Source organism: Desemzia sp. FAM 23990 (assembly GCF_045528485.1).
GTDB lineage: Bacteria > Bacillota > Bacilli > Lactobacillales > Carnobacteriaceae > Desemzia.
In genome coordinates, this window is record NZ_JBGQQW010000002.1 from 73,238 (window position 1) to 99,213 (window position 25,976).

The window sequence follows — 25,976 nt, forward strand, 5'->3', positions numbered from 1 at the left end:
AAAACAGGTCGTGGAAGCTGTAGTTATTTTTGAGCGGATATTTACCTTAGTTACTCCAATAGCTCATTCGGTTTTTTACTGTCTTTCTTAATCGATTAAAGCATCCGCAGTCTCCGTCTCACTTTCTTGTTTCAACTGAGCCTTATCCATGGAACGCACGAACGGATAATAAATCGCAACTGTGACGGCTAACGTAATGATTTGAAGCACAGCTCCACTAATCGCCCCACCTGTAGCTAAATAACCGCTGATGATTGGCGGCATTGTCCACGGCACTGCTATTCCAACCGTCTTAGCTACTAGACCTGTTGCCATCGCAAAATAAGTAATCAATGCTGTAGCTACCGGCGCTAAAATGAAAGGTACCAATAATTTAAAGTTCAACACCACCGGAAATCCAAATAAAATGGGTTCGTTGATGTTAAAGATTCCTGGTGCGATCGATAATTTACCCATGGCTTTATTTTGTTTGCTTTTCGTGAAAGCAAATAAACAAATAGCCAATCCTATCGTTGCTCCCCCGCCGCCCATCCACACAAAATTCATCATGAATTCATTCGTGATAATGTTCGGCAACTCTTCCCCTGCTTGAAAGGCCAAACGGTTCGCATCTGTATTTTGCAACCAAATCGGTTGAATCAGCGGGTTGGTTGTATTCGCTCCATGAATGCCCACAAACCAAAATAACGAGTTGATGGCAACCATAACTAAAGTTCCCCACAACGAACTCCCGATAGCCCCTAGAGGTTTTCCTAAAATAAGCGTCAACACATCATGGATATTTCCACCATTGAGGTCGAGCAGAATGTAAATCGCACCCCAAAAGAGAATGACCATTAGTCCGGGAAGAATCGCTGCAAATGATTTAGCCACTGCAGGCGGAACTCCTTCCGGCATTTTGATGGTCCAATTTTTTTGGACAAAGAAACGGAAAATTTCTGCAGCTGTTAACCCAACCACAATGGCTACAAACAAACCAGTACTGCCTAGATAAGTATAATTCACTCCTGTACCCACATCTGTCGCTAAATCAGGCGACACAATGACAAAAGCAGATAACGCTATAATCCCTGCTGAAACGCCATCAACATCGTAGTACCTCGCTAAACTGTTCGCAATTCCAAATACGGCCACTAAAGCCATCAAGCCAAATGACCCATTCACAATTTTGTTGATCCAATCCGAAATACCTGCTTCAGCCAACATCTCGGGATAGCCTTCAAATGGCAAATTTCCTAATACTAAGAAAATGGACCCGATAATGATAAGCGGCATCCCTAAAACAATCCCATCACGCAACGATTTCAAATGCCGTTGCGCAGCTATTCTGCCCGCAATCGCCTCGATTTTTTCCAACATGTGAATTCCCCCTTTTTATTGAGCTTCAATAAATTTGAAACTTGACCAAGGTTCTAAATAATCCAGCAAGAAAATGGATTCCGGAGTTAATTTGGCAACGATATTTCGTGTTTCATCGTCTTCCATCGATTTCAGCGCGATTTGCGTCTCCCCTTTGTATTGCCCAAAGTTGTTGTTGCAAATCAATACGTCGCCTTTTTTCGTTTCCGCAGTAGCATGGACTGGGAAATCTTCAGCTTTGTATTTTACACGTGTCATAGAAGAACGAATCATGTATTCAGAACGGTCTCCTCTATATTGGTGCACTTCATCTAGAATCACTTTCTTTTCTAAATCCGTCACATCGGGTTCAAACGCAATTTCCAATTCCGCATGCGAATTCATAAAAGCTTCAGACATGGCTTTTAATTCTTCTGGGGAAGCATACCCGTTTCCAATCAGTAAATCATCGATCGTATCCATCAAACGATAGTGATTGACTTGTGTACGGATAGATAAGGAACGGTGTTGTTCTAAGCTGCAGAGCCCTGTCTGTACTGGCCAAGGACCTAATTCTCCTACTTGTGAAGTCACAAAAGCCGCTGTATTCAAGCGGTAAACCGTATATTGTGCAGTCGTTTTTTCAAAATGAGCTTGAGACAATCCTGAATACTTCTGTGGGTAAAAGTTGTGTGAGGCTGTCAGGTTTTCTTTATTTGGCTTGTAGCTCATGATATTGTCAATGTATTTTGTTCCGCTGCTCATGTTCACTTCAATTTGAAGATTAAAAGGATTTTTGGTCATTCGCGCTTCTTCAGCCCCAGTAAAACCTAAATCCAATCGCACAGCCGTAGCTCCTAAATCGCTAAAAAACGTTAGATCATCATAGCTGACATTTAATTGTTCAAATAATCCAGGATTGATATCGACAACCGTTTCCATTCCCAATGAATTTCCATACTCAATGATTTTCTTAAATTTATTGACCACTTCTTCTGTATCTCCAGTTATTTCAAGCAAACTGGTAAAAATACGCTTAAATCCGTATTGATGTACTAAATCTAAATACTCTTTGTCCTTTTCATATGTACTTTTTGCTGGATAGATTGAGACGCCCATTTTCTTCATTGCCATTCCTCCTGAAATGTAATTGTAAGCGATTTAAACTCACGAAATAAGTCTACCTTTTAAAAATAGGAGTGTCAATTTATCATCCACACAAATCCCAATACTTTTTTAGGTGAAAACCTCCCTCTTTTCACCAAATAGTGTTACGATAAACTACATACAATATTGTAAAGGAGATTAAAAAAATATGTCCTTATTGGAAATCAAAAACCTGTCTTTTCAAGCAACAGATAAAAAAATACTCGAAGACATCCAGTTCACTATAGAAGAAGGCGACTTTCTATCGATTACTGGGCCCTCTGGAAGTGGAAAAAGCACGCTTTTAAAGATTATTGCTACTGTCTTGTCTAAAACCAGTGGAGAAATTCTTTACAATGGCCATCCTATTGAATCCTATGAGCCCACAGAATACCGTAAAGAAGTTTCTTATTGTTTCCAATCTCCGGTTTTATTTGGAGAAACGGTCAAAGAGAACTTGGCTTTTCCCTACGTCATTCGTCAAGTGGAGTTTGATGAAGCTAAGGCTGTGGACTATTTAAAAACCGTTGGATTACCTGAAGACTATTTGAACAAACCCATCACTAGTTTATCTGGTGGAGAAAAACAACGGATTGCTCTAATCCGCAACGTTCTCTTCCAACCTAAAATTTTGTTGCTAGATGAAGTCACTAGTGCGTTAGATGATGAAAATCGACAAATCATCTGGAAATGGCTCCATGATATGCGCCAAAAAACCGAGATGACGATTTTAATGATCAGCCACAACGAAGCAGAAGCTGCTCTTGCGGATAAACACATACATATTGTAGCAGGGAAAATGGTTGATAAAGGAGGACGTGTAAATGAATCTGCAAATTAGTCCAGGTACGATTGCATTGAGTTTTGCGCTGGTATTAGTGGGCGTCTTTATTTCTTATAAAGAAAAGTTGGGAACGGCTAAAGAAATTTTGTATAGCATTACGCGTGCAGTCATTCAATTGGTGGCTGTAGGTTACGCTTTAACGTACTTGTTCGGCTTTGACAACCCTATTGTCACTGTCGCGCTGGTTTTGGTTATTGCGTTTAATGCCTCTTGGAACGCTCATAAGCGCAGCAACCATATCCCCAATTCATTCAAAATTTCTATGATCGCCATTTTCTCAACGATTATTTTGACTCTGGTGGTATTAGTATTATCTGGTTCTATAGAATTTATCCCTTCTCAAATTGTCCCTATCGCGGGTATGATTTGCGGAACAGCCATGACGACTATCGGATTGTGCTATCGGAATTTAAATACGTTGTTTCGAGACCAGCGTCAACAAATATTGGAAATGTTATCCTTAGGGGCAACACCAAACCAAGCTTCTCGTTCTATTTTACGTGAGACAATCAAATCAGGGATGCAACCTTCCTTGGATTCAGCTAAAACTATTGGAATCGTCACTCTTCCCGGAATGATGTCCGGTCTGATATTTGCTGGAACTGTACCGACAACCGCTATTATGTATCAAATCATGGTCACCTTTATGATTGTTGCTACAACCAGCTTATCTTCTTATATTGCATCCTTTTTAGCTTATCGCAGTTTTTTCAACGACAGACAGCAATTTTTGGCGTAAGCAGCATGGCAAGTACTGTTGAGTATCCTCTTCACGATTTGTGTCTTCTTTGTTCACCTTGAAGAAGAACAATTAGTGATTAAAGCTTTACTTATGTGAAATAAAAAGATATAGTAATAAATGTAGTAGCTTATTTAAACAAATTAATTGGTAGTTTTATTCATTTTATGTCTAAATTCCCTCTTTGTTTTTTTAATGAAATATTGCAAATAAAACGTGCCATGAGCACATATAATTGGAGGAATTTAGTTATGAATAAAGGTACAGTTAAATGGTTTAATGCAGATAAAGGTTTTGGTTTCATCGAACGTGAAGGCGAAGAAGATTTATTCGCACACTTCTCAGCAATCCAAACTGACGGTTTCAAAACATTAGAAGAAGGCGAAGCAGTTTCTTTTGATATTGAAGAAGGTAACCGTGGTCTTCAAGCAGTAAACATCGTTAAAGGTTAATTCTAAAAAAACTAAACCTAACCTCCAAAAATCGGCTAGCTGATTTTTGGAGGTTTTTCGTTGTCTAAAACATTATTTTTGCATTCTCGTTACCCGCTTCATTATGATAAGAGATAAGGATAGAATTCTTCAGGTACTTCATTGCTATTTGGAAGAAATTCGTTTGTTGTCACTGATTGATCGTGGACTTAAATGAGGAGGAATAATGATGTCATCAGACAAAATGGAAAGCAAAATGCCTTCAAATAATCTAAAATTGAATTTGAAAAAAGTAGCAGATCAAGTTATTGTCATCACCGGAGCATCAAGCGGAATTGGGTTGGTAACGGCAAGAATGGCCGCTGCTAAAGGAGCAAAAGTAGTCGTTGCAGCACGAAATGAAGACGCTTTAAAAAAACTAGTGGCTGAGCTGAACGCCAAAGGGCAAACCGCTATCTATGTCACTGCTGACGTTGCAAAAGAAGAAGAGGTTAACCGAATTGCTGAGAGAGCCATTGAAGAGTTTGGCCACTTCGATACTTGGGTGAATAATGCAGGAGTAGCCATTTATGGTCATGGTACGGATCTTAGTATTTCAGATATGAAACGCATGTTCGAAGTAAACTTTTGGGGAGTGGTTTACGGAACAAGAGCAGCTGCTAAACATTTTAAAGATACTAGAAAACCAAGTGCTATCATCAATGTGGGCTCCGTATTTGGAGATAAATCTTCCGTGATGCAGTCTATTTATGCAACTTCTAAATTTGCTGTGCATGGCTGGACCGACAGTATCCGAATGGAGTTTGAAAAAGAACAATTGCCGATTTCGGTTACTTTGATTCATCCGCATAAAACCGACACGCCTTATACAGAACATGCCCATAGTTATATATCGAATCAACCTTCTCATTTAGGGATAGTTTATCCACCAGAATCTGTGGCCGAAGCGATTTTATTTGCAGCTCAAAAACCTAAAAGAGATCTATATGTTGGCGGGATGTCTAAACTCACTGCTGTATTAAACGATCTTTTCCCTCGTTTTACTGATCGGTTTGTGGAAGAAGTTATGTATCCATCTCAGTATAGAGACCGTCCTTCTAAGCCAAAAGAAGAAAGTAGCTTGTACAAAGCGGGTTATGGACTCCATGAACGAGGAACCAATAAAGGCTGGATTCGTAAAAGAAGTTATTACGTAAAAGCTCAAAAACATCCTGTATTAACGACTATGGCCATTACTATTGTTGCGGTATTAGGGTTAAAATTATTCAAATGCAAAAAGTAGCATTTCACAACTAATCAAATAACGTTTTTTGTCTCCCAATTGATGAAAAGCCTACACAAAGGAGTATTCAAAATGGAGAAAAAGCCTAATCAATCTTCATCTAATTCTACGGGAATAGGTATGTCTCTTGGCGTTTCTTTTGGAGTAGTATTTGGAATACTGTTTGATAATTTAGCTGTAGGGATAGCTATAGGAATCGCTCTTGGTGCTGCGTTTGGAGCGGCAATGGGCTCCAAATCAGATAAACATAGTGAATCTGGAGATGAATCTAAAAATCAAGACGAGTAATGCAATCATCGATTTTCTAGTTCCAACCCAATTTCCATCTAGCAACAGCAATATAAGACCACCCCTTTCGCCCTACTTCTGCGGCAATAAGGAGTGGTCTTGTTTTTAGAAAGTACCATACCTCTCTATTGGAAAGCACTTTATGGTACTTGAAAACCTTCTTAGTACCATATCTCTCTGTTTGAAAGCTCTTTATGGTACTTGAAAACCTTCTTAGTACCATATCTCCCTATTTGAAATCGCTTTATGGTACTTGAAAACCTTCTTAGTACCATATCTCTCTGTTCAAAAGCACTTTATGGTACTTGAAAACCTTCTTAGTACCATATCTCTCTGTTCAAAAGCACTATATGGTATTTGAAAACCTTCTTAGTACCGTATCTCTCTGTTCGAAAGCTCTTTACGGTACTTGAAAACCTTTTCAGTACCATCTCTCTGTTTGAAAGAAAAGTGATAAAACGTTAAAAAAGCTAGAGCACAGTACTGAGCTGTCCTAGCTTTTTTAAGTTAATTTACTTTTATTTAATTAACGTCTTCTGCATCAAGAGTCGATACTTGCCATTGAATACCAAATTTATCAAATAGATTCCCATACAACGGACTCCAAAAAGTTTCTTGCAACTCCATCTCAATCTTGCCATCCACTTTTAATTTGTCGAAAACGGCTCGTGTTTCTTCAGGGTCCTCATAAATTAAAGTCAATGACACATTAGTGCCTACAGTATACGGGGTTCCCGGAAAATTATCCGAAAACATGATATAAGACTCATTGGGCAACTGAATCGTCGCATTCATAATCAATTCTTTTGCGGCATCAGGGATAGGAGGTTCATCTGGATTGATCGGCATCTCTTTAAACTTAGTGCTGTCCAACACTTTGGCTTCAAAAATAGCTGCATAAAAACGAATCGCTTCATCCGCATTTCCATTGAAAATAAAATAGGGGTATGAATCTTTTAACATATCCTTACCTTCTCTCCTTTTGATAACTTTCGCTTCCAGTTTAGAGCTAAGATGTTGGTTAAGCAAATAATTCATATCTAAATCAATTCTTTTTTAGCTTGTTCAATCTGATAGTGAATTTGTTCAAATCCAGTTCCGCCAACTGAATTGCGTCTCGCTACTGCAGCCCGGGAATCCAATAGCGGATAGACATCTTCCATGATTTCAGGTGCAATGGCTTGGTAATCTGTCAACGAAACATCTTGCAAATAAATGCCTTTTTTCAAGCAGTCCAGGACCAATTTGCCGACGATTTCGTGTGCTTCGCGAAACGGAATCCCTTTTGTGCTCAAATAATCCGCTAATTCGGTTGCGTTAGAGAAATCTTTCGTCGTGGCTTCCAGCATGTTAGTTTCGCTGACTTCCATCGTTTCCAACAACCCAGCAAAAACGCGCAAACACTCTTTCACCGTCTGGACAGTGTCAAACATGCCTTCTTTATCCTCTTGTAAATCTTTATTGTAAGCTAGCGGCAAGCTTTTCATCGTTGTCAGCAAAGAAAACAGGTTCCCATATACACGCCCAGTTTTCCCCCGAATCAATTCAGCCATATCCGGATTTTTCTTTTGCGGCATAATCGAGCTGCCGGTTGAATAAGTATCCGATAAAACGACGAATTGGTATTCATGACTCGTCCATAGAATGATTTCTTCACAAAAACGCGACAAGTGCATCATTAATAAACTGCTGTTTGAAAGGAATTCTACAATAAAATCGCGGTCACTGACAGCATCAAGACTATTTGTATAAATATCCGAAAACCCTAATTGTTCTGCAGCATAGTGCCGGTCTATTGGAAAGGTTGTGCCCGCTAAAGCCGCTGCGCCTAGAGGAGACAAGTCGATGCGAGACATGCTTTCTTCGTAGCGCTCATGATCTCGTTTGAACATGTTGAAATACGCCAATAAATGATATGCAAAAGAAATCGGTTGTGCGTGCTGCAAGTGGGTATAGCCGGGTAAAATCGTTTCTACATGTTGGTCCGCTTTCGTTACAACTACCGACTGCAAATGAACCAGTGAATCAATGATTTCGTTCACTTCTTTTTTCAAATACAGATGCATATCCGTCGCTACTTGGTCATTACGACTGCGTGCCGTGTGCAGTTTTCCTGCTACTGGTCCAATTTCTTTATGCAAAAGCATTTCGATATTTAAATGGATATCCTCATTCTCAACTGAAAACACCAATTCGTGGTCTCGGTATTTTGTCAGCAGGCTCTCTAAACCACGAGTAATCTCTTTAGCCTCATCAGCCGTTAAAATCCCTGTTTTAGCCAGCATGTTTACATGGGCTAAACTTCCCCGGATATCTTCTTCCGCTAGAATTTGGTCCACCTCAATTGAAGCGCCAAATTCATCGATCCATTTTACATTTTCGCCTTCAAAACGGCCTCCCCATAACTTTTTCATACCTTTTTCACCAACACCGGGTGATTGACTTCAGCATGGGTTTTCGTTGGCAAGCCCCACAACTTGATAAATCCAACGGCTGCTTCTTGGTCAAAGGCGTCTTCAGCTGTATAAGTAGCCAGCTTTTCGTTGTACAACGAATTAGGCGATTTTCTTCCTTCAACGATTGCGTGGCCTTTGAACAATCTGACACGCACTGTTCCGTTTACGTATTGTTGTGTCGATTTCAAAAAGGCTATCAAACTTTCTGTTAACGGGTTATACCACAAACCGTTGTACAACATCTCAGCCAATTTTTGTTCAATCAGTGGTTTAAAATGAGCAATATCTTTTACAAAGTTTAAATCTTCCAATTCTTTATGAGCTGTCATCAACGTCAATGCACCAGGTGCTTCGTAGACTTCACGAGATTTGATTCCTACCAGTCTGTTTTCGATATGGTCGATGCGCCCGATGCCGTGTTTTCCGGCAACTTTGTTTATTTTTTCAATGAGTTCTGCTAATGAATAAGGGACTCCATCAATCGCTGCTGGCACTCCGGCTTCAAACTCAATCTCAATCGTATCTGCCGTATCCGGTGTATAGTCTAAACTAGTCGTCAATTCATAAGCTGCTTCTGGCGGTGTAGCCCACGGGTCTTCTAAAATACCACACTCATTACTTCTTCCCCAGAGATTTTGGTCAATAGAGAACGGATTATCCAAATCGATTGGAACCGGAATATTGTGTTGAACAGCGTAGTCAATTTCTTCTTCACGCGACCATTTCCAGTCACGAACCGGAGAAAGAACCGTTAATTCTGGCGCTAAAGAGTTGATAGCCACTTCAAAACGCACTTGGTCATTCCCTTTTCCCGTACATCCGTGAGCAACAGCGATCGCATCTTCTTGCAAGGCAACTTCTACCAGCTTTTTAGCAATTAACGGACGCGATAAAGCCGAAATCAAAGGGTATTTGCCTTCATAAAGCGTATGGGCTTGTAAAGCAACCAGAGCAAAATCTTTTGCAAATTCTTCTTTAGCGTCAATCGTGTAAGAAGCCGCTGCTCCCATTTTAAGGGCCTTTTCTTTTATGAATGCTAAATCTTTTCCTTCACCTACATCCAGACAACAAGCCACCACATCATAACCTTTATCCACTAACCATTTAATTGCAACTGATGTATCTAAGCCTCCTGAATAAGCAAGAACGACTTTCCCTTTTTTCATATCAACACTCCTTTGATTTTTTAAACTTGTTACGCATCTTAATATGCCGAAAGATTAAAATCAAGTAATAATTTTTCTTCAAAAATTAGAAAACGCCTCTCTGTATTATGAAAATGCTGAAATATCGCCTTTTGTCATTTATAAATTAAATTGAATTTTTATTAATTTTATAGAATATTTTATTTAAATTAGTTTTTGCAATAAAAGAGTTGCATTTCTAAAATAAAGGTGTAATATAAGCTTTAACATTTAAAACGAACAAGATACATCAGCTAAAAATTATATATCACTCATTTTTTATTTGTATAAAAAATATTTTAAATGTATAGACGAGTCGTTTAAAACTATTCAACAACATTAGAAAATAGTGAGCAAAATCGTTTGTAACTGAATATCCTAAAATCTATGATAGAGAGAGTAGACTTGAATTTTTCTCCCAGCGAGTCGGGACAGAGTGTAAGCCCGTCAGAAAGCTCCTTGTTGAAGCGCACTTTATCCGATGAAGAGGTGAACTTAAAGTAGCTTCTTCCGCATTTCAGGCGTTATTATAATGAGGTGGATGTGCCTGCGCGCACGTCAACTAGAGTGGTACCGCGGATTAAATTACTTAACCCGTCTCTTGCGTTATACGCAAGAGACGGGTTTTTTTGTATCTAAAAATAAAGTTGAAAAGGAGTTCTGTACTCATGACTGTCGAATCTTTACTCACTTATTTGCCCCTTTATTTTAAAGGAGCTGGTTATACCCTAGCTTTATCTTTCTTTTCGATTATCATCGGTGTGGTGCTGGGTTCATTGTTGGCTATTGTAAAAATGTCCAACAACCCATTTTTGAATAAACCTGCATCGGCCTACATCCAACTGGTAAGAGGAACACCCATGCTGGTGCAACTGTTCATTATCTATTATGGATTGTATGTGATCAATATTGATCTTCCTGATTTTATGTCAGGCGTGATTACTATAGCACTCAACTCAGCTGCCTACATTGCTGAAATCATCCGTGCCGGAATACAAGCAGTTGATAAAGGACAAATGGAAGCTGCACGATCTATTGGAATGAGCTACAAAACAGCTATGCAGAAAATTATTTACCCGCAAGCCTTAAAAAACATTTTGCCTACATTAGGAAACGAATTTGTGACATTGATTAAAGAGTCTTCTATCATTTCCGTAGTTGGAATGAACGACTTAATGTACAACGCTCAAGTGGTAGCCGGTGCTACCTTCTCACCTTTTCTTCCTTATGTGATCGTGGCTGTGTTTTATTTCTTTATGACAACTGGCGCTTCCAAGATAGTTAATACATATGAAAAGAGGTTACAACTAAGTGATTAAAACAATTGAACTCATAAAATCCTATGACAATAAAGAAGTTTTGAAAGGCATTACTGAAGAAATCCATGATGGTGAAGTAGTTGTTGTGATCGGTCCATCCGGTTCTGGGAAAAGCACTTTCTTACGTTGTTTGAATATGTTGGAAGAACCGACTTCTGGACAAATCATTTTCGAAAACCAAACAATCAATCAGAAAGGAGTCAACATTGATGCTATCCGTACTAAATTAGGGATGGTCTTTCAAAATTTCAACTTGTTTCCCCATTTGACTATCATGGAGAATATTACGATTGGTCCGACTCAAATCCAGAGAAAGAACATACAAGAGGCTACACAAATTGCAGAAGACCTGCTTAACAGTATGGGATTATCAGATAAAGCAGCTGCTTACCCAAGCTCGCTCTCTGGTGGACAAAAACAGCGGATTGCTATCGCCAGATCTTTAGCGATGCAACCAGATATGATGTTATTTGATGAACCTACTTCGGCTTTAGACCCAGAAATGGTCGGTGAAGTCTTACAAGTCATGAAAAATTTGGCCAATAGCGGGATGACGATGGTTATTGTCACTCATGAAATGAATTTCGCTCGTGAAGTTGGAGATCGAGTCATTTTTATGGATGAAGGAAAAATCATTGAACAAGGAACACCTGATGAACTATTTGATGATCCAAAACAAGAACGCACAAAAGCTTTCTTATCAAAAATATTGTAAAAAATAAGTCTTAACAGACAACAGGGGGAAGAAAAAATGAAAAAGAATTGGGTAAAAGCTTTATTAGGGATTATGAGTATTTTGGCATTAACAGCTTGCGGCGATAGTGAAGCGGCTGAGACAGGCACGGGAGATACTGCTGCTACAGCTCCTACTACCGTTGCTGATATACAGGAAAAAGGTGAATTAGTTGTGGTCACTTCTGCAGACTACCCTCCTTATGAATGGCATTTAGTAAAAGACGGCAAGGATACAATAGTTGGATTTGATATCGATATTGCTCAAAAAATTGCAGATGAACTGGAGGTGGAGCTGGTCATCAATGATATGGACTTTAACGGTTTAATTCCTGCCGTTTCTACAGGGAAAGCCGATTTAGTTATTGCTGGTATGAATCCTACTCCTGAAAGAGCTGAAAATGTTGATTTTACAGATGTATATGTCACTACACAAGATGTCGTTTTAATCAAAAAAGAAGATCAAGATAAATTCAATTCCCCAGAATCACTGAAAGACATGAAATGGGCAACACAAAAAGCTACTATCCAAGAAGATTTCTTAAAAGAAAGCTACCCAGATTCTTATTTGCAATCCGTTGGGAAATGGGGGGCAGCCATTCTTTCTTTAACTACTGGTAAAGTAGACGGTATCTTAATGGTAGAAACTGTTGCAAATCAATACGCTAAATCAAACGAAGATTTGGCTGTAGCCGAAATTGATTTGGGCAGCGAACCAAACCAAGCCGCAATAGCGGTTCAAAAAGGCAGCGACGATTTACTTACTACAGTAAATGATATTTTAAAAGGAATGCAGGCAGACGGTACTGTTGATGAACTGATCGAAAAAAATACGCAACTGATGGAAGATAACAACGCTAACTAATCGATCTTTATTTAAAAAGGTATGGCCTCTCAGAAAAGAGACACCATACCTTTTTTGTATTTCATTTATTGTCCCAATAAAAAGCCTACTAAGTAAGCGAATAGAGCAGCAAAACCGCCGATAATCAGCATCTCTAAACCTGATTTAATCCAATTGGAGTGCGTTACCCGAGATTTTAATGCTCCTAAAATAAATAATGTCAAACCCGTCAATCCTGAAGCCAGCAAAAAGGAATAACTGATCACGCCTGGAATAAATTGGCTAAAAACATAAGCTAACAACGGTACTAACCCAAAAGTAAAAAATGAAGTAAAGGTTACTAAAGCATTTTTTATCGGACTGCCTTCTTCTTCCTCAACTTCTGTACAAAACAATTTTTCTTTAACAGAATCATCGTATTGGTTCATGATGGTACTCACAGTCGCTGCATCTACTTGAGTTAAACCGATATTTTGATAGTGTTCAGCAAGAGACTGTTCAGCATTTTTTTGCTGCTTTATTTGGTTACGATGTTCTTCGTACTCTTTTTCTGACTTGCTGGATAGGAAATCTCCCGTTGCCATTGAGAAACCATCTGCTAGCAAATTTGAAAAACCAAGAATAATAATCACTCGCAAATCCAACGCTCCTCCGACAACACCCGCTACAACCGCAAACGTAGTAATGATACCGTCTAACCCGCCATAGACCATACTTTTTACATACGAACCTTGATTGCCAGACTTTTTGGACTTATTTCGCACTTTTCTTCTATATAATGTCATTTTTTACTCCTCCTAATTCTATTCAGTCGATCACAGTATTAGAATACTTTGTTTTAAAAGTTTTCCATGTTGTATATCGACATTCCTTTTGATAAGTTTTTTTATTATATCTATAATATACAAAAAACTGACCCTATTAACAGCAACTTTATCTGCTATTTATGGGGTCAGTTTATATTATTCTATATCATCCGCTTCTAACAAGTTTTTAAATAGAATCTGTGTAAGCTTCTTCTACAGATTGTCCTTTTTCTAAAGCATAAGCTTTTTGATCCTCCATGCGGAAGAATGGGAAATAGATAGCAGTTGAAATACCAATTTCAACTACTTGCCATAAAGCTCCGCGCCAACCTGAAACAAGAAATCCTGAAAAAATCGGTGGCGTTGTCCATGGTACATTAACTCCATTTGTCGGAGGCACCAGTCCTGTTGTCATAACGATATAAGATAAGATCGTAAGAATTACGGGCGTTATAATGAATGGAATGATAAATACTGGGTTTAATACAATTGGCAATCCAAATATTAATGGTTCATTGATATTAAAGATAGACGGGCCAATCGCTAATTTTCCTAAAGTTTTAAATTGTTGCGACTTAGCTGCAAACAAACATAACAGAGCAAGCCCAACAGTAGCTCCAGCACCACCCATTTTAATAAAATTGCTATAAAATTGATAAGTTACAATATTCGGTAAATCTAAATTAGCTTGGAAAGCTGCTAGATTTTCAGCCATTGTAGATAACCAAATCGGCTGCATAACTCCACCTACGATGTTAGGCCCATGAAGACCAAAAGAAAATAAGATTGTTTCAAGGATAATAACTAGAACAGTTGCCGGCAAGCTTGTACCTATCGTAGTTAACGGCGTTTGAATGATTTGGAAGATGAAGGTTTGAGCTGTTTCATAACCGGTTGAACCAAAGCCCATACGGATCAGCATAAAAATCAAGATAATGAACAACCCAGGAATCAATGCATCAAATGAACGTGCTACATTGCTGGGAACTGATTCAGGCAAAGTGATTTTCCACCCTCTGCGCAAGACGAAAGCCATGATTTCAACCGCTAATATCGCTGCCAGCATCCCTAAGAAAAGTCCACTTGCACTAAAGTTAGCCATTGGAAGAAATGCAGAAGTTGCTTCATTGACTTCAAATGACGAAATGGGTGTTAAAATCAAAAAACCAATCAGAGCCCAAAGAACAGCTCCTAAATCATCTATTCCATTACTTTTAGCTAATGAACGAGATAGCCCAATAATAACGAATAATGTCATAATGTTCATTGTTACATCATACGGCACATTGAAAAATGTTGCCCAATTGTTTCCAAACAGGTTTGCCATCATATCCGCATATCCTGGAATAGGCAAATTGGCAAATAATAAAAACAACGATCCTAAAATCAAGAGAGACATAGCTCCCATAAAGCCATCACGTATTGCTGCTAAGTATTTGTTCTCATTTAACTTTAACGCTATTGGACCTAACTTATTCTGTAAACCTTCAAAGAATTTTTCCATATGTGAAAACCCTTTCTATATTTAATTTCTTTTATTATAAAAGGATTCTCTCTTTAATGAAAGCGGTATCTTTGATGTTGTGTTGATTTTCAATAGAAAGAAATTTTTTTCACACATGAAAAAAAACGAATCATTATAATTTTCTTTCTTTCTTCAGTTTATAAGTTTGCCTTGCAATGATTTCAATTAAATAAACCACTGGTACTGAAGAAGTCATCACATAATGATCTCCTATAACTTCTTTTTCAAAATTATAAGTCAAATTCATATTAGACAATTTTGCTAAAGTACTGGAAGCTGAACCCGTAATGCTCAGGACAAAATTTTGTTCTTTTCTTCGCAGTTTAGTCACTAGTTCGTTCACTACAGGCATTTCCCCTGTTACGGATAAGACAACAAAAATTAAATCAGATTGAATCCCCATTAAGGAATCAAATGGATAATATGGATCCTTAATACTAAATGCAGGAACGCCTACATTAGACAATATTCGAGCGCCGTAATCAGCATTGATCCCTGAAGAACCCGTTCCTAAGAAGACCAACGTTCGACCTTCCAATATCAATTCAACGATATAATCAACTTTTTGCTGGAAATCATGATTATCAATATTATCCAGAAAATTATAAATCAGAATAATTCATAGTTATTCTGAAATTAGTCTAAACCTGCACAGTGAAGCTATTGTTTTATGCAATTTTCAACACCCTTTGGGTGTACAAAAAGAACCTCATTTTGTTATGGTTAAAGCGACTGAACTAAACCAATAAAAGGGTTCTCTAAATGGCTACATTACAGGAAACACACGTAAAATTAAATTCAAAAATAGTGATAGATAATACTGGTGTAAATCTTTCTACGGATTCTAATTTGATAATAGTAAAATAATTTATAGATTTGATTGTTTTTTCGAATTTAGTTAATCAGTTTCTGACGTTAAAAAATAACCGAAGTTACTGGTTTAATAATAATATTTCCTTGTTGGAACAACTCTTCTTCCAGTTGATTGATGGTTATTCTGCCAATTCACTAAAAGATCCTGTTTTTCGTTTGTTATTTAATAAAGATTGAACCCCATATCAAGCTTCTCTTTCTCTATTTTGGAAAGGTTTGAACGAAATTCGACGGAATTGATTATTGATTTAGACTCCACGCATTCCGATATATTTGGGAACCAAGAAGCTACCCACTATAACGCTTACTATAGCACAAATGGTTATCACACTTAGTCAATTGTGATGGCTTAACAGGAGATTTTTAAAAAACAGAACCTCGTTCTGTGAATGTTTATACCTCAAATGGAGTAAAGAAACTTCTTGGATCCGATGCTGAAACATTACGGCCGTAACCTTCCTTGCACGGATATTATTGTGCGAGTCGATAGTGGATTCGCTACACAGGAAGTTTATGATACATGTGAATCGTACCAAAGTTATTATGTAGTTCATATTAAAGCGAATGCAAAACTGGCCAAATTAGCTGAGTCTTTCATTTTAATCGGTGATCATCATTCTTGGGAAGAGCAGGAGAGCCAATATTATCCCATTACTTATCGAGCTAAAAATTGGTCAAAAGCACGACGTGTCTGAATCAAATCCACTCGTAAAGCTGGTGAATTGGTGTTTCGTTATGAATACCTAGTCACGAACTTATCAGAGAACTTATCGGCTAAAATGCTGTTCAAGTTGTACCATAGCGTGGAACCATGGAAAATTATATCAAGGACGCCGAAAATGGGTTTTATTTCGACAAAACGAACAGTTCCAGCTTTCTAGAAAATAATGCCCATATGATGGTAAGCCTCTTAACTTACACCCCGATTAACTTTATGAAACAAATCTGCTTGCCGGCGGAAAAAGCTGCCTTCTAGGTAGATACTCTACGTCTTCGGTTATTCAAGGTAGCTGGTAAATTGGTTAGCAGTGTATGAATATCGTTCTTGAAGATAAGTTCTTCTCACATCTATCAAGATTTGTTCTATTATCTATTAGACAAAATCAAACAACTCAGCTGGTAGAATCAGAACTTAGTTTAAATGTTTAAAGTTCTATACACACCAAGGGATTCATATTCCCAAAAACAGGAAAAACTTCTTGTCGTTTCTTAGTGAAAGAAAATTCTAAACCAACAAACCAAAAAAGTAGTCGATTCTCGGCGTAAAAAAGACAAAATTCTTGACGAAGCCTTTTTACTTGAAAGTGAACGATTATAAGTTGAGGTAGCTTTAATAAAATTGAGAGAAACCTAAGGATTGACCCAAAGGCAATTAGCTGAAAAAGTTAAAAGTCCCAGTCTACAATTGCACGGATTAAAAAAAGAAATATGCTTGTTACTTTTATAACCATGAATGATATCACTAAAGCATTTGGTAAAATTATTGAAGTTAAATTTAATTAGCTAATTGAAAAAATTTCCAATAATTTATTGAATTGTCGATTATTTTTCTAGCTTTAATTCCTTGCAATGGATAATGTTTCATTTTATTGTTACCTTTATGTTTTTTTGAGCAATATAGAGACATGGCTGGGACAATATTCCCCAGCCATGTCTCTATATCTACCTACTTTTCAATGTTGTTAAATTTTATTTATTTGTATGGTTTCAATGCTAAAGAAGATCTGATTCTTTCAAAACATCTTCAATATACGTATTTTTGGTCTTCTTAACAAAAGTTTCTATCAATTTCCGCTCTACAAACGGAAGCTCCGTTTTCGTAAGTTTCTTCTTATCTGTTAAATAATATACAGCATTGGCAAGTGTACGAATATCATATGCAGAATCAAAAACTTCAGGAACACCACGTTCAATATTTAATAATTGATAAACAGCCTCCATAGCTGTTCTGACAGAATATTCAGTAGTAAATACTGTATCACGTTCTGTTTCTGCAAAGTTTCCAATGAATGCCAAGTTTTTTGATCCGTTTGGGATTACTAAAGGACGATCTCCTGGTGCTCTTAACATAAAGTATGAAGTAATATAGGGCATATAAACTGGAATTACTGTACAAGAAGTTTCAGATAACACTTGAATATCTTCTTCTGGTACACCAAGATGATACATTAATTCTTGAACAATTTCTTGACCGGAACATTGTTCGATTGGTTTTTTTATATAATTTCCTGGTTTATTTGATAACAAGCCATAGACCCACATTATTGTTTGTTGATCATTTTGTCCTTTAAAATGTGGTTGACGGTGTATTGCAAAGCTCATTAACCAGTTTGAATCCTTAATAGTGATTATGCCACCGGTAACGACTTTTCCTGTCCGCAATTTTCTCTTCGTTAATCGTGAAATATAGGGTTCAATATCGAAGTTTTCCCAAGTTACTGTTGCTGAAATATACCAACTTTCAGCTGGAAGATTTTCATAGAATACTTCTGGATGTCCAAATTCTGAAGATTGTTTAGCTAAGTTTTTCCAAAGATTCCAGCTTCCACCTAATTCATGAGTTATTGGTGCAGGTGTATTATGGTCTCCTTGAGTGGAACTTTCTGTGATTGATCCATTTGTAACAAAAACAAGATCGTTTTCAGATAAGGAAATTTCTTGTGTTTTTTCTTCCTTTGTTAACAAAATAGTGCGCGCAACTTTGGTTTCGTGATCAATATCAACCTGAATATTATTAATTTTCGTTTCATATTGGAAGTCGACGTCTTGATCTTTTAAGAACGTGATTAAAGGTTTAACTAATGACTCATATTGATTATAACGAGTGAACTTTAATGCAGAAAAATCAGGTAATCCTTTAATATGATGAATAAAGCGCATTACGTAGCGCCTCATCTCGATTGCAGAATGCCATTTTTCAAAAGCGAACATTGTACACCAATATAACCAGAAATTTGATTCAAAAAATTCATCGCCAAAGACATCTTCAATTTTTTTGCCAATCAATTGATTTTCAGAAGTCATGAATAATTCAACTAACTCTTTTTGTGCTTTTTTTGATAACGTAAATTGGCCATCATCATCTGCCCGTTCTCCGCGATTATGGATAATTCGACAGTTAGAAGAGTTGGGATCATCATGATCTAGCCAATAAAATTCATCTAAAACGGATGCATCTTTCACTTCAAGTGAGGGAACAGAACGAAAAAGATCCCACAAACACTCAAAATGATTTTCCATTTCACGTCCTCCGCGAGTAACAAAACCATCATGTGGAATAAAGGTTCCATCTAATGAACCACCTGAAAGGGATAGTTCCTCAAAAATGTGAACACGTTTACCTTCCATATGACCATCTCGAATCAAGAAAACAGCCGCTGCTAAACCTGCCAACCCAGCACCGACGATATAAGCGCTTTTTTCTTCGATACCATCTGGCTTACGACTTTTTGCAAATGCTTCATAATTCCCGTTTGTATGTCTCATTGTCTATTCCCTCCTATATTTTTAAACATCATAAGTTTATTCCTATTGTGGTTTTACGTCAAACAATACGCTGATCCTGGGACAGAAAACAACTAAAAAAAACAATCATACTCATTTGAATGCTTTTATAAAAAAGAAATATCTTTGGTATAATTAATAATAAGTAACGACAAATACAATAATAGGCTGGGGAATCCTGGTAAATTATGGTGAACAATAGTTTCTCAAGCTATGGATTGTGAATCCCTTTTGGTATAATGGGTTCCTAACAAACAACTCCCGTTTTTGTTGTTTTTTTCCTCGAATCTAGTAGACAAAAAAGTCATAGTTGTTTGTACTTTTGTGTCTTCTATTACTTAAAAAGTTGTAAAGTGGGGTTACATATATGAAATTAAATAGAATCGTGCATCCCTAATTTTACTCATTCAAGGTCTTTTTTAAAGAAAAATACGACTAATACCTAAATAATTCATAGTTTTTCTGAAAGCTATCTAAAACCTTACAGTGAAGCCATTATTTCACATATTTTACAACACCCTTTGGGTGTACAAAAAGAACCCCAATCTGTTATGGTTAAAGTGACTAAACTAAACCATGAAAGGGGTTCTCTCAATGGCTACATTACAGGAAAAACGGATAAATTTCAATCCTAAACTAACAGTTTCCAACACTGGTGGTAATCTTTCAACAGATGCCGGATTGATTTTAGTAAAAGAATTTATGGACTCACTTGGATTTTTAGAATTGGCCAAAAGCCTTCTTCAAATCAAAGATGACCGGACTTACTGGAGACACGACAATATCTCCTTACTAGAACAACTTCTTTTCCAACTGATCTCTGGCTACGCTGCAGATTCATCAGCTAAATTATTGAAGGAAGATCCCATCTTCCAACTTATTTTAAATAAAGAAACAGCTGCTTCACAACCTTCTCTTTCACGTTTCTGGGACCGAATAGATGAAAAAACGATCCGTCAATTCCAAGATTTGAATCAAGCTTTGATTGATAAAGTACGATTGAAGCGAAACACAACAGAGATAATCATTGATTTGGATTCTACTCATTCGGATACTTTTGGAAATCAAGAAGGAACGAACTATAATGCCCACTATCAAACAAACGGTTACCACCCCTTAGTTGCTTTTGATGGGCTAACGGGCGACTTTTTAAAGGCAGAACTTCGTTCTGGAAATGTTTATACATCAAACGGTGTAAGGGATTTTCTAAGGCCTTTACTCAATCATTACAGCCAGCAACTTCCTTGCACAACGATTCTTGTGCGTGGAGACAGCGGCTTTGCGACACTAGAAGTATATGAAACTTGTGAATTGAACGAAAGCTTTTATGTGATTCGTCTGAAAGCCAATGCTCAACTAGCAAAGTTAGCAGAATCATTCATTTTAATTGGCGATGATCATCATTGGGAAGAAAAAGAAGTTCACTACTATTCTACGTCTTATCGAGCAAAAAGTTGGTCACAAGAACGTCGGGTTTGCATCAAATCAACTAGAGAAGCAGGAGAGCTGATTTTTCGTCATGAATATGTGATCACCAATTGTTCAGAAAATTTATCCGCTGAAAACATATTTTATACCTATCAAAATCGCGGTACGATGGAGAACTTTATTAAAGAAGCAAAGAATGGATTCTATTTTGATAAAACCGATAGCTCAACTTTTCTGGAAAATCATGCTCGTATGATGATAAGCCTATTGGCTTACAATATCGTTAACTTTATGCGAACACTTTGTTTATCGGCAAAAGAAGCGACACTTCAAATTGATATTCTCCGCTTGCATTTATTTAAAGTAGCAGGAAAATTGGTACGAAGTAGCCGTAGATTGCTATTAAAACTGAGCACGACTCATGTCTTTCAAGATAGTTTCTATCAGTTGTTAGAAAAAATACAACAACTCTGTTGGTGACCATCCAAATGAATTTTAAAAAATTCATTTCTTTCAGGGAGTTCGTGCGGCCAAAATTAAGTAATACCCTATCATTCAGCTCATCGTTTTACCTATTTTAACTTTTTCCATCCTTTAATGAATAAAAAAGTAAGTTAATTGGGATGGACAGATGAAAAAAATAACTTTTACAGATAAATTTTAGAAGTATGAATTATTCAGGATAAATGCTGTTTGTTAAATTATTTAACTCTTCTTGTTCATTTTGTTTAACTTCCTCTTTCATCTTAACTCTAAATTCAGCGAAAGAATCATATCCCATTTTTCGAATAAATCTAGTGATTGAAGCATTGGAAACATGCGTAGCTTCTGCCAGGTCTATTACCCGCATAAATTGAACTTTATCCAAATTTTGCAGAATAAATTTATAAATTATCATATCTGTTTCTGATAATTCATTGATTTTATCCATTCGAAACATATTATCCCCCCTGAATAATTAAGCTTTTTAACACTAATTAAAGAGTAACATTACTAAATCGATAAAGGAATGGTTATTTTATGGGTACGATAAACCACAGTAGTACATTTTAAAAGAATCAGTACTAACTTCGATACTCTTGAAAAAAAAGTCTACGAACAATATTATGTTAACTCATTTTGCTATACAAAAAAACAGCACTCTCTGCAAATAACTCAGGGAGTGCTGTTCAAATGATATTTTATTTATTCAGCGACTGCCGAACTGTCTTAAGCTTCTTCAAACTGACTATTGTACAAGTTAGCGTAGAATCCGCCATTTGCCAATAATTCTTCATGGTTTCCTTTTTCAATGATATCTCCATTGTCCATCACTAAAATAACGTCAGAGTTTCTGATCGTAGACAAACGGTGTGCGATAACAAATGACGTACGGCCGATCATCAATTTATCCATAGCTTGTTGGATCAGTACTTCTGTACGTGTATCCACTGAGCTGGTTGCTTCATCTAAGATCAATAACGGAGCATCTTTGACCATAGCACGAGCGATCGTGATCAATTGTTTTTGACCAGCAGATAAGCTGGTTTGATCATCCAATACAGTATCGTAACCATGTGGAAGAGTATGGATAAAGTGATCAATTCCTACTGCTTTACAAGCAGCTTCCACTTGTTCATCGGTTACCCCTTTTACGTTATAAACGATATTGTCGCGTACTGTTCCTTCAAAGATCCATGTATCTTGCAGAACCATACAGAATTGATCATGAACCATTTCGCGGGTCATCTGCGTAGTAGGGATACCATCTATTTTAATGGCTCCGCTATTCACTTCGTAGAAACGCATCAATAAGTTGACAACTGTTGTTTTCCCAGCTCCGGTCGGTCCAACAATAGCCACTTTTTGTCCAGCTTTGATGTCTACTGAGAAGTCATTGATGATGGTTTTATCCGATGTATAACCAAAGTGAACATGGTCAAATTCAACATCTCCACGAACATTTGTCAATTGAGCTGTACGGTTGGTTTCTTCTCCTAATTCATCTTCACCTAGAAAATCAAAAACACGTTCACTAGCTGCAGCTGTTGATTGAAGACTAGTAGCCGCTTGTGCAAATTGAGATAGAGGTTGCGTAAATAAACGAATGTACATCATAAAGGCTACGATGACACCAAAAGTAATGTGACCATTCAATGCCAAACTTGCTCCTAAGATACTCACTACTACATAACCGAAGTTCCCGATAAAGTTCATCAAGGGCATCATGATACCTGAAAAGAATTGAGATTTCCAAGCACTTTGATACAAGTCGTCGTTGATTTGATCAAATGTTTCTTTAGCTCCGCGTTCAGCATTGTAAGCTTTAACGACATTGTGTCCAGAATAAATTTCTTCTACATGACCATTAACGGCACCTAGAGCTTTTTGTTGAGCTCCAAAAAATTGTTGAGAATGTCTAACGATCAAAATCATTAAACCGAACCCAATCAAAGTTGAAACAACAGCAGCTAATGCCATTGGTACATTTGTGATGAGCATCATAACCAATGAACCAACAAACATTGTTGAAGCTGTTACCAATGAACTGATACTTTGGTTCATCGTTTGGCTGATCATATCGACGTCATTCGTCACACGACTCAAGACATCACCAATGCTGTGTCCGTCAAAATAGCTTAACGGCAGACGATTGATTTTTTCAGAAATATCTGTTCTGAGCTTTTTAGATACCCGTTGTGTGATCGTGGCCATAATAAACCCTTGAACATAATTGATGACAAAACTAATTACATACAGCGTTACTAATAGAAATCCGATTTTTTCGATGGCAGCAATATCCAATTCGCCGGCTAGTCCAGCTGTGATCAAGTCTGTAATTTCACTGATCTTGTGCGGACCAACTAATGAAATGATCGCTGCCCCCATAGCCAATACTAGCGCAAATACCACTACGGGTAAATACGCACGGATATAAGCAAGGAGTTTTTTGTACGTTTGTTTTGTGTTTTTAGGTTTCATACCTGATACTTTGCCAGCATGTTTACTCATTTGCAAGTTCCTCCTCTGATAGCTGAGAATAAGCGATTTCGCGGTAGACTTCGCATGTAGCCAGCAATTCTTGATGTGTTCCTTTTCCAACAACGCGACCTTCATCTAATACAATGATCGTGTCAGCATCTTTAATGGTTCCGATTCGTTGACCAACCATCAAGTTCGTTACATGTCCTGCTTCTTCTTTCAATTGAGAACGCAATTCGCGGTCTGTTTTGTAGTCCAAAGCAGAGAATGAATCATCGAAAATAAAAATCTCTGGATCACGAGCAATCGCTCTAGCAATGGCCAAACGTTGTTTTTGACCACCTGAGAAGTTGTTTCCGCCTTGAGCCACATGACCTTCATACGTATCGGTTGTTTTTTCAACAAAATCAGTCCCTTTGGCTACATTGATTGCATGCTTAACAGCCTCTTTTGAGATAGAACCTTTACCATTGTCTCCAAATGCCACATTCGATGTAATTGTGCCGCTGAACAAGACAGATTTTTGCGGAACATATCCGATTTTATTGCGTAAAGCTTCTTGCGTATACTCTTTAACGTTTACGCCATCCACCAAAATTTCTCCTTCTGTTGAATCATAAAAACGAGGTATAAGATTCAAAATCGTACTCTTTCCGCTACCTGTTGATCCAATAAAGGCAACTGTATCTCCTTTATGCGCTACAAAGTTGATATCTTTAATTACATATTCAGAAGCATCAGGGTATTTAAAACTTACCCCGCGGAATTCAACTTCACCTTCTAAATGCGCTTTTCCTTCTGTAACTGTTCCATCATTGATTGATGAAGCGGTAGTCAATACTTCATTGATCCGGTTAGCAGAAACTTGCGCTCTTGGTAAAAGAATAAAAATAAAAGTCAACATCACAAATGACATGACTACTTGAATCGCATAAGATGAAAAGACGACCATATCACTAAAAATTGTGATGCGCGCCATCATATCCAGCGTATCATTAATCAAATACGCACCAATCCAATAAATTGCCAAACTTAATCCATTCATTGCAGCTGTCATACTTGGTGCCATTAAAGCCATTGTACGAGTCGTAAATAAGTAATTTTTATTCAAGGCCGTATTCGCTGTCTCAAATTTACTTTCTTCATGGTCTTCAGCATTATAGGCACGGACAACACGAATACCCGTCAAGTTTTCACGCGTTACTGCTGTCAAATTATCCGTTAATGTTTGGATACGTTTGAAGCGTGGAAGAGCCAACGCAATTACAACTCCAATAACAGCTAGCAAAGCCACTACTGTAATTCCTGTTGCAGCTGTCCATTGCCAGTTTTTATTGGAAATCTTAGTGAGTGCCCAAATAGCCATAATAGGAGCTTTGAACAGAATTTGCATTCCCATTGCAATAAACATTTGAACTTGGGTGATATCGTTTGTTGAACGAGTAATTAAGCTGGAAGTTGAAAATCCATTAATTTCTTCCATTGAAAAACCTTCTACTTGATCAAACAATCTTTCTCTTAAATTTTTTGCAAAAGAAGCAGCTAGTCTAGTGGCAAAAAAGCTCACAATAATAGCAGCGATCAAACTTCCTAGGGCACATAACATCATGTAGCCACCTGTTTGGATAATATCGCTGGTTTCACTACCTGGTGTTTGAACCATAACAGTGATTTCAGACATATAATCTGGTAATTTCAAATCCAAAAAGACTTGACCAACAATAAACAGGAAAATCATAAAGACGATTCCCCAATCTTTAGCTTTTAAGTATTTTAACAACTGTATCATATATAAACTCCCTTACTTCTTATTCAATATCCTCGATATTTTTTTTTATTTTATTCAATGTATTAAAAAAAGCTTCTATTTCTTCTTCAGTTAAACCAGAACGTACTTGGCTTTCAACATCATGAATACATTTTACAGCTTTTTCTGAAAATATAATTCCAGCTGGAGTGATCACCAATTTTTTTAGACGAGCATCATAGTTAACAGGAACCCGATGAATCAGTCCCTTTTTTTCTAACGTATTCAAGATACCTGTCGCAGTAGAACGTCGAATTTTCAGCAACTCTTCTATATCTTTTTGGAAAATGTCTTCTTCCTTGTTATTGTATATATAACCAACAATCCTAGATTGCATCATATTACTGTTATCATCTAAAATAGTTGACATCCTCGCAGCCATTAGCCATTTGACTTGATGACTGGTAGCTTGCAGTGAGAAACTAACGAAATTTTGAAATTCTCTCACTTTCCTTCCCCCTCCACTAAA

The 25,976-nt window shown here is 37.3% G+C and carries 23 protein-coding genes, 1 pseudogene and 1 other annotated feature; of the genes and pseudogenes, 11 read left to right on the forward strand and 13 right to left on the reverse strand.

Annotation, left to right across the window (positions count from 1 at the left end; translation table 11 throughout):
• Nucleotides 1-87: 87 nt before the first annotated feature.
• A complete protein-coding gene (gene celB / locus ACEN4I_RS01175; RefSeq protein ID WP_407096031.1) occupies nt 88-1,359 on the reverse strand; it encodes a PTS cellobiose transporter subunit IIC in 1,272 nt (423 codons plus the stop codon).
• Between the two features lie 15 nt (nt 1,360-1,374).
• Nucleotides 1,375-2,466, reverse strand: coding sequence for a DUF871 domain-containing protein (locus ACEN4I_RS01180; RefSeq protein ID WP_407096032.1), 1,092 nt, complete (start codon nt 2,464-2,466; stop codon nt 1,375-1,377).
• A gap of 187 nt (nt 2,467-2,653) precedes the next feature.
• Here ACEN4I_RS01180 and ACEN4I_RS01185 point away from each other — a divergent pair, with 187 nt between their 5' ends.
• The 5 genes from ACEN4I_RS01185 (at nt 2,654) to ACEN4I_RS01205 (ending at nt 6,068) form a co-directional block, all read left to right on the forward strand.
• Entirely contained in the window at nt 2,654-3,325 is a 672-nt protein-coding gene (locus ACEN4I_RS01185) for an ATP-binding cassette domain-containing protein (RefSeq protein ID WP_407096033.1), read from the forward strand.
• Nucleotides 3,309-4,067: an ABC transporter permease gene (locus ACEN4I_RS01190; RefSeq protein WP_407102470.1), complete on the forward strand. Its 759-nt coding sequence runs from the start codon at nt 3,309-3,311 to the stop codon at nt 4,065-4,067. The genes ACEN4I_RS01185 and ACEN4I_RS01190 overlap by 17 nt, the downstream gene beginning before the upstream one ends.
• Nucleotides 4,068-4,318: 251 nt before the next feature.
• Nucleotides 4,319-4,519, forward strand: coding sequence for a cold-shock protein (locus tag ACEN4I_RS01195; protein WP_407102469.1), 201 nt, complete (start codon nt 4,319-4,321; stop codon nt 4,517-4,519).
• A gap of 208 nt (nt 4,520-4,727) precedes the next feature.
• Complete coding sequence (locus ACEN4I_RS01200) at nt 4,728-5,780, forward strand: SDR family oxidoreductase (RefSeq protein ID WP_407102468.1); 1,053 nt, start codon at nt 4,728-4,730, stop codon at nt 5,778-5,780.
• A gap of 72 nt (nt 5,781-5,852) precedes the next feature.
• Nucleotides 5,853-6,068: a glycine zipper family protein gene (locus tag ACEN4I_RS01205; protein ID WP_407102467.1), complete on the forward strand. Its 216-nt coding sequence runs from the start codon at nt 5,853-5,855 to the stop codon at nt 6,066-6,068.
• Nucleotides 6,069-6,590: 522 nt separating this feature from the next.
• Here ACEN4I_RS01205 and ACEN4I_RS01210 read toward each other — a convergent pair.
• From ACEN4I_RS01210 to ACEN4I_RS01220, 3 genes are all read right to left on the reverse strand, one after another.
• The gene (locus ACEN4I_RS01210) at nt 6,591-7,031 is read right to left on the reverse strand and encodes a VOC family protein (RefSeq protein WP_407102466.1); all 441 of its coding nucleotides are present in this window, start codon (nt 7,029-7,031) and stop codon (nt 6,591-6,593) included.
• A 77-nt stretch (nt 7,032-7,108) separates the two neighbouring features.
• Entirely contained in the window at nt 7,109-8,482 is a 1,374-nt protein-coding gene (argH, locus tag ACEN4I_RS01215) for an argininosuccinate lyase (protein ID WP_407102465.1), read from the reverse strand.
• Nucleotides 8,479-9,690, reverse strand: a complete 1,212-nt coding sequence (locus ACEN4I_RS01220; protein WP_407096040.1) for an argininosuccinate synthase — start codon at nt 9,688-9,690, stop codon at nt 8,479-8,481. The genes argH and ACEN4I_RS01220 overlap by 4 nt, the downstream gene beginning before the upstream one ends.
• Nucleotides 9,691-10,086: 396 nt before the next feature.
• Nucleotides 10,087-10,313, forward strand: a binding site (T-box leader).
• A 63-nt stretch (nt 10,314-10,376) separates the two neighbouring features.
• Here ACEN4I_RS01220 and ACEN4I_RS01225 point away from each other — a divergent pair.
• From ACEN4I_RS01225 to ACEN4I_RS01235, 3 genes are read left to right on the forward strand one after another with little or no spacing between them, the layout of a single operon-like run.
• On the forward strand, nt 10,377-11,027 hold the full coding sequence (locus ACEN4I_RS01225; protein ID WP_407096041.1) for an amino acid ABC transporter permease: 651 nt from the start codon (nt 10,377-10,379) through the stop codon (nt 11,025-11,027).
• Nucleotides 11,020-11,742: an amino acid ABC transporter ATP-binding protein gene (locus tag ACEN4I_RS01230; RefSeq protein ID WP_407096042.1), complete on the forward strand. Its 723-nt coding sequence runs from the start codon at nt 11,020-11,022 to the stop codon at nt 11,740-11,742. Before ACEN4I_RS01225 ends, ACEN4I_RS01230 begins: the two co-directional genes overlap by 8 nt.
• Nucleotides 11,743-11,778: 36 nt before the next feature.
• Nucleotides 11,779-12,624, forward strand: a complete 846-nt coding sequence (locus ACEN4I_RS01235; protein ID WP_407102464.1) for a transporter substrate-binding domain-containing protein — start codon at nt 11,779-11,781, stop codon at nt 12,622-12,624.
• Between the two features lie 65 nt (nt 12,625-12,689).
• On the opposite strand, the gene ACEN4I_RS01240 is transcribed toward ACEN4I_RS01235, so the two are convergent.
• From ACEN4I_RS01240 to ACEN4I_RS01250, 3 genes are all read right to left on the reverse strand, one after another.
• Nucleotides 12,690-13,388 (reverse strand): VIT1/CCC1 transporter family protein, encoded by a 699-nt coding sequence (locus tag ACEN4I_RS01240; RefSeq protein WP_407102463.1) that lies wholly within the window; start codon nt 13,386-13,388, stop codon nt 12,690-12,692.
• Between the two features lie 208 nt (nt 13,389-13,596).
• Nucleotides 13,597-14,913, reverse strand: a complete 1,317-nt coding sequence (locus ACEN4I_RS01245; RefSeq protein WP_407102462.1) for a PTS sugar transporter subunit IIC — start codon at nt 14,911-14,913, stop codon at nt 13,597-13,599.
• Between the two features lie 133 nt (nt 14,914-15,046).
• Nucleotides 15,047-15,457, reverse strand: a complete 411-nt coding sequence (locus ACEN4I_RS01250) for an SIS domain-containing protein (protein WP_407127495.1) — start codon at nt 15,455-15,457, stop codon at nt 15,047-15,049.
• Nucleotides 15,458-16,043: 586 nt separating this feature from the next.
• Here ACEN4I_RS01250 and ACEN4I_RS01255 point away from each other — a divergent pair.
• Nucleotides 16,044-16,502, forward strand: a pseudogene (locus ACEN4I_RS01255) (transposase).
• 116 nt (nt 16,503-16,618) lie between these two features.
• Nucleotides 16,619-16,783, forward strand: coding sequence for a transposase (locus ACEN4I_RS01260; protein WP_407102460.1), 165 nt, complete (start codon nt 16,619-16,621; stop codon nt 16,781-16,783).
• Nucleotides 16,784-17,520: 737 nt separating this feature from the next.
• Here ACEN4I_RS01260 and ACEN4I_RS01265 read toward each other — a convergent pair.
• A complete protein-coding gene (locus ACEN4I_RS01265) occupies nt 17,521-19,293 on the reverse strand; it encodes an oleate hydratase (protein WP_379902795.1) in 1,773 nt (590 codons plus the stop codon).
• Between the two features lie 612 nt (nt 19,294-19,905).
• Here ACEN4I_RS01265 and ACEN4I_RS01270 point away from each other — a divergent pair.
• Nucleotides 19,906-21,219 (forward strand): IS1380 family transposase, encoded by a 1,314-nt coding sequence (locus ACEN4I_RS01270; protein WP_407102458.1) that lies wholly within the window; start codon nt 19,906-19,908, stop codon nt 21,217-21,219.
• A 193-nt stretch (nt 21,220-21,412) separates the two neighbouring features.
• On the opposite strand, the gene ACEN4I_RS01275 is transcribed toward ACEN4I_RS01270, so the two are convergent.
• The 4 genes from ACEN4I_RS01275 to ACEN4I_RS01290 form a co-directional block, all read right to left on the reverse strand.
• A complete protein-coding gene (locus tag ACEN4I_RS01275; protein ID WP_407102457.1) occupies nt 21,413-21,679 on the reverse strand; it encodes a MurR/RpiR family transcriptional regulator in 267 nt (88 codons plus the stop codon).
• A 269-nt stretch (nt 21,680-21,948) separates the two neighbouring features.
• Nucleotides 21,949-23,700, reverse strand: a complete 1,752-nt coding sequence (locus ACEN4I_RS01280) for an ABC transporter ATP-binding protein (RefSeq protein ID WP_407096089.1) — start codon at nt 23,698-23,700, stop codon at nt 21,949-21,951.
• 22 nt (nt 23,701-23,722) lie between these two features.
• Entirely contained in the window at nt 23,723-25,489 is a 1,767-nt protein-coding gene (locus ACEN4I_RS01285; protein WP_407096047.1) for an ABC transporter ATP-binding protein, read from the reverse strand.
• 19 nt (nt 25,490-25,508) lie between these two features.
• Nucleotides 25,509-25,955, reverse strand: coding sequence for a MarR family winged helix-turn-helix transcriptional regulator (locus ACEN4I_RS01290; RefSeq protein ID WP_407096048.1), 447 nt, complete (start codon nt 25,953-25,955; stop codon nt 25,509-25,511).
• Nucleotides 25,956-25,976: the final 21 nt, after the last annotated feature.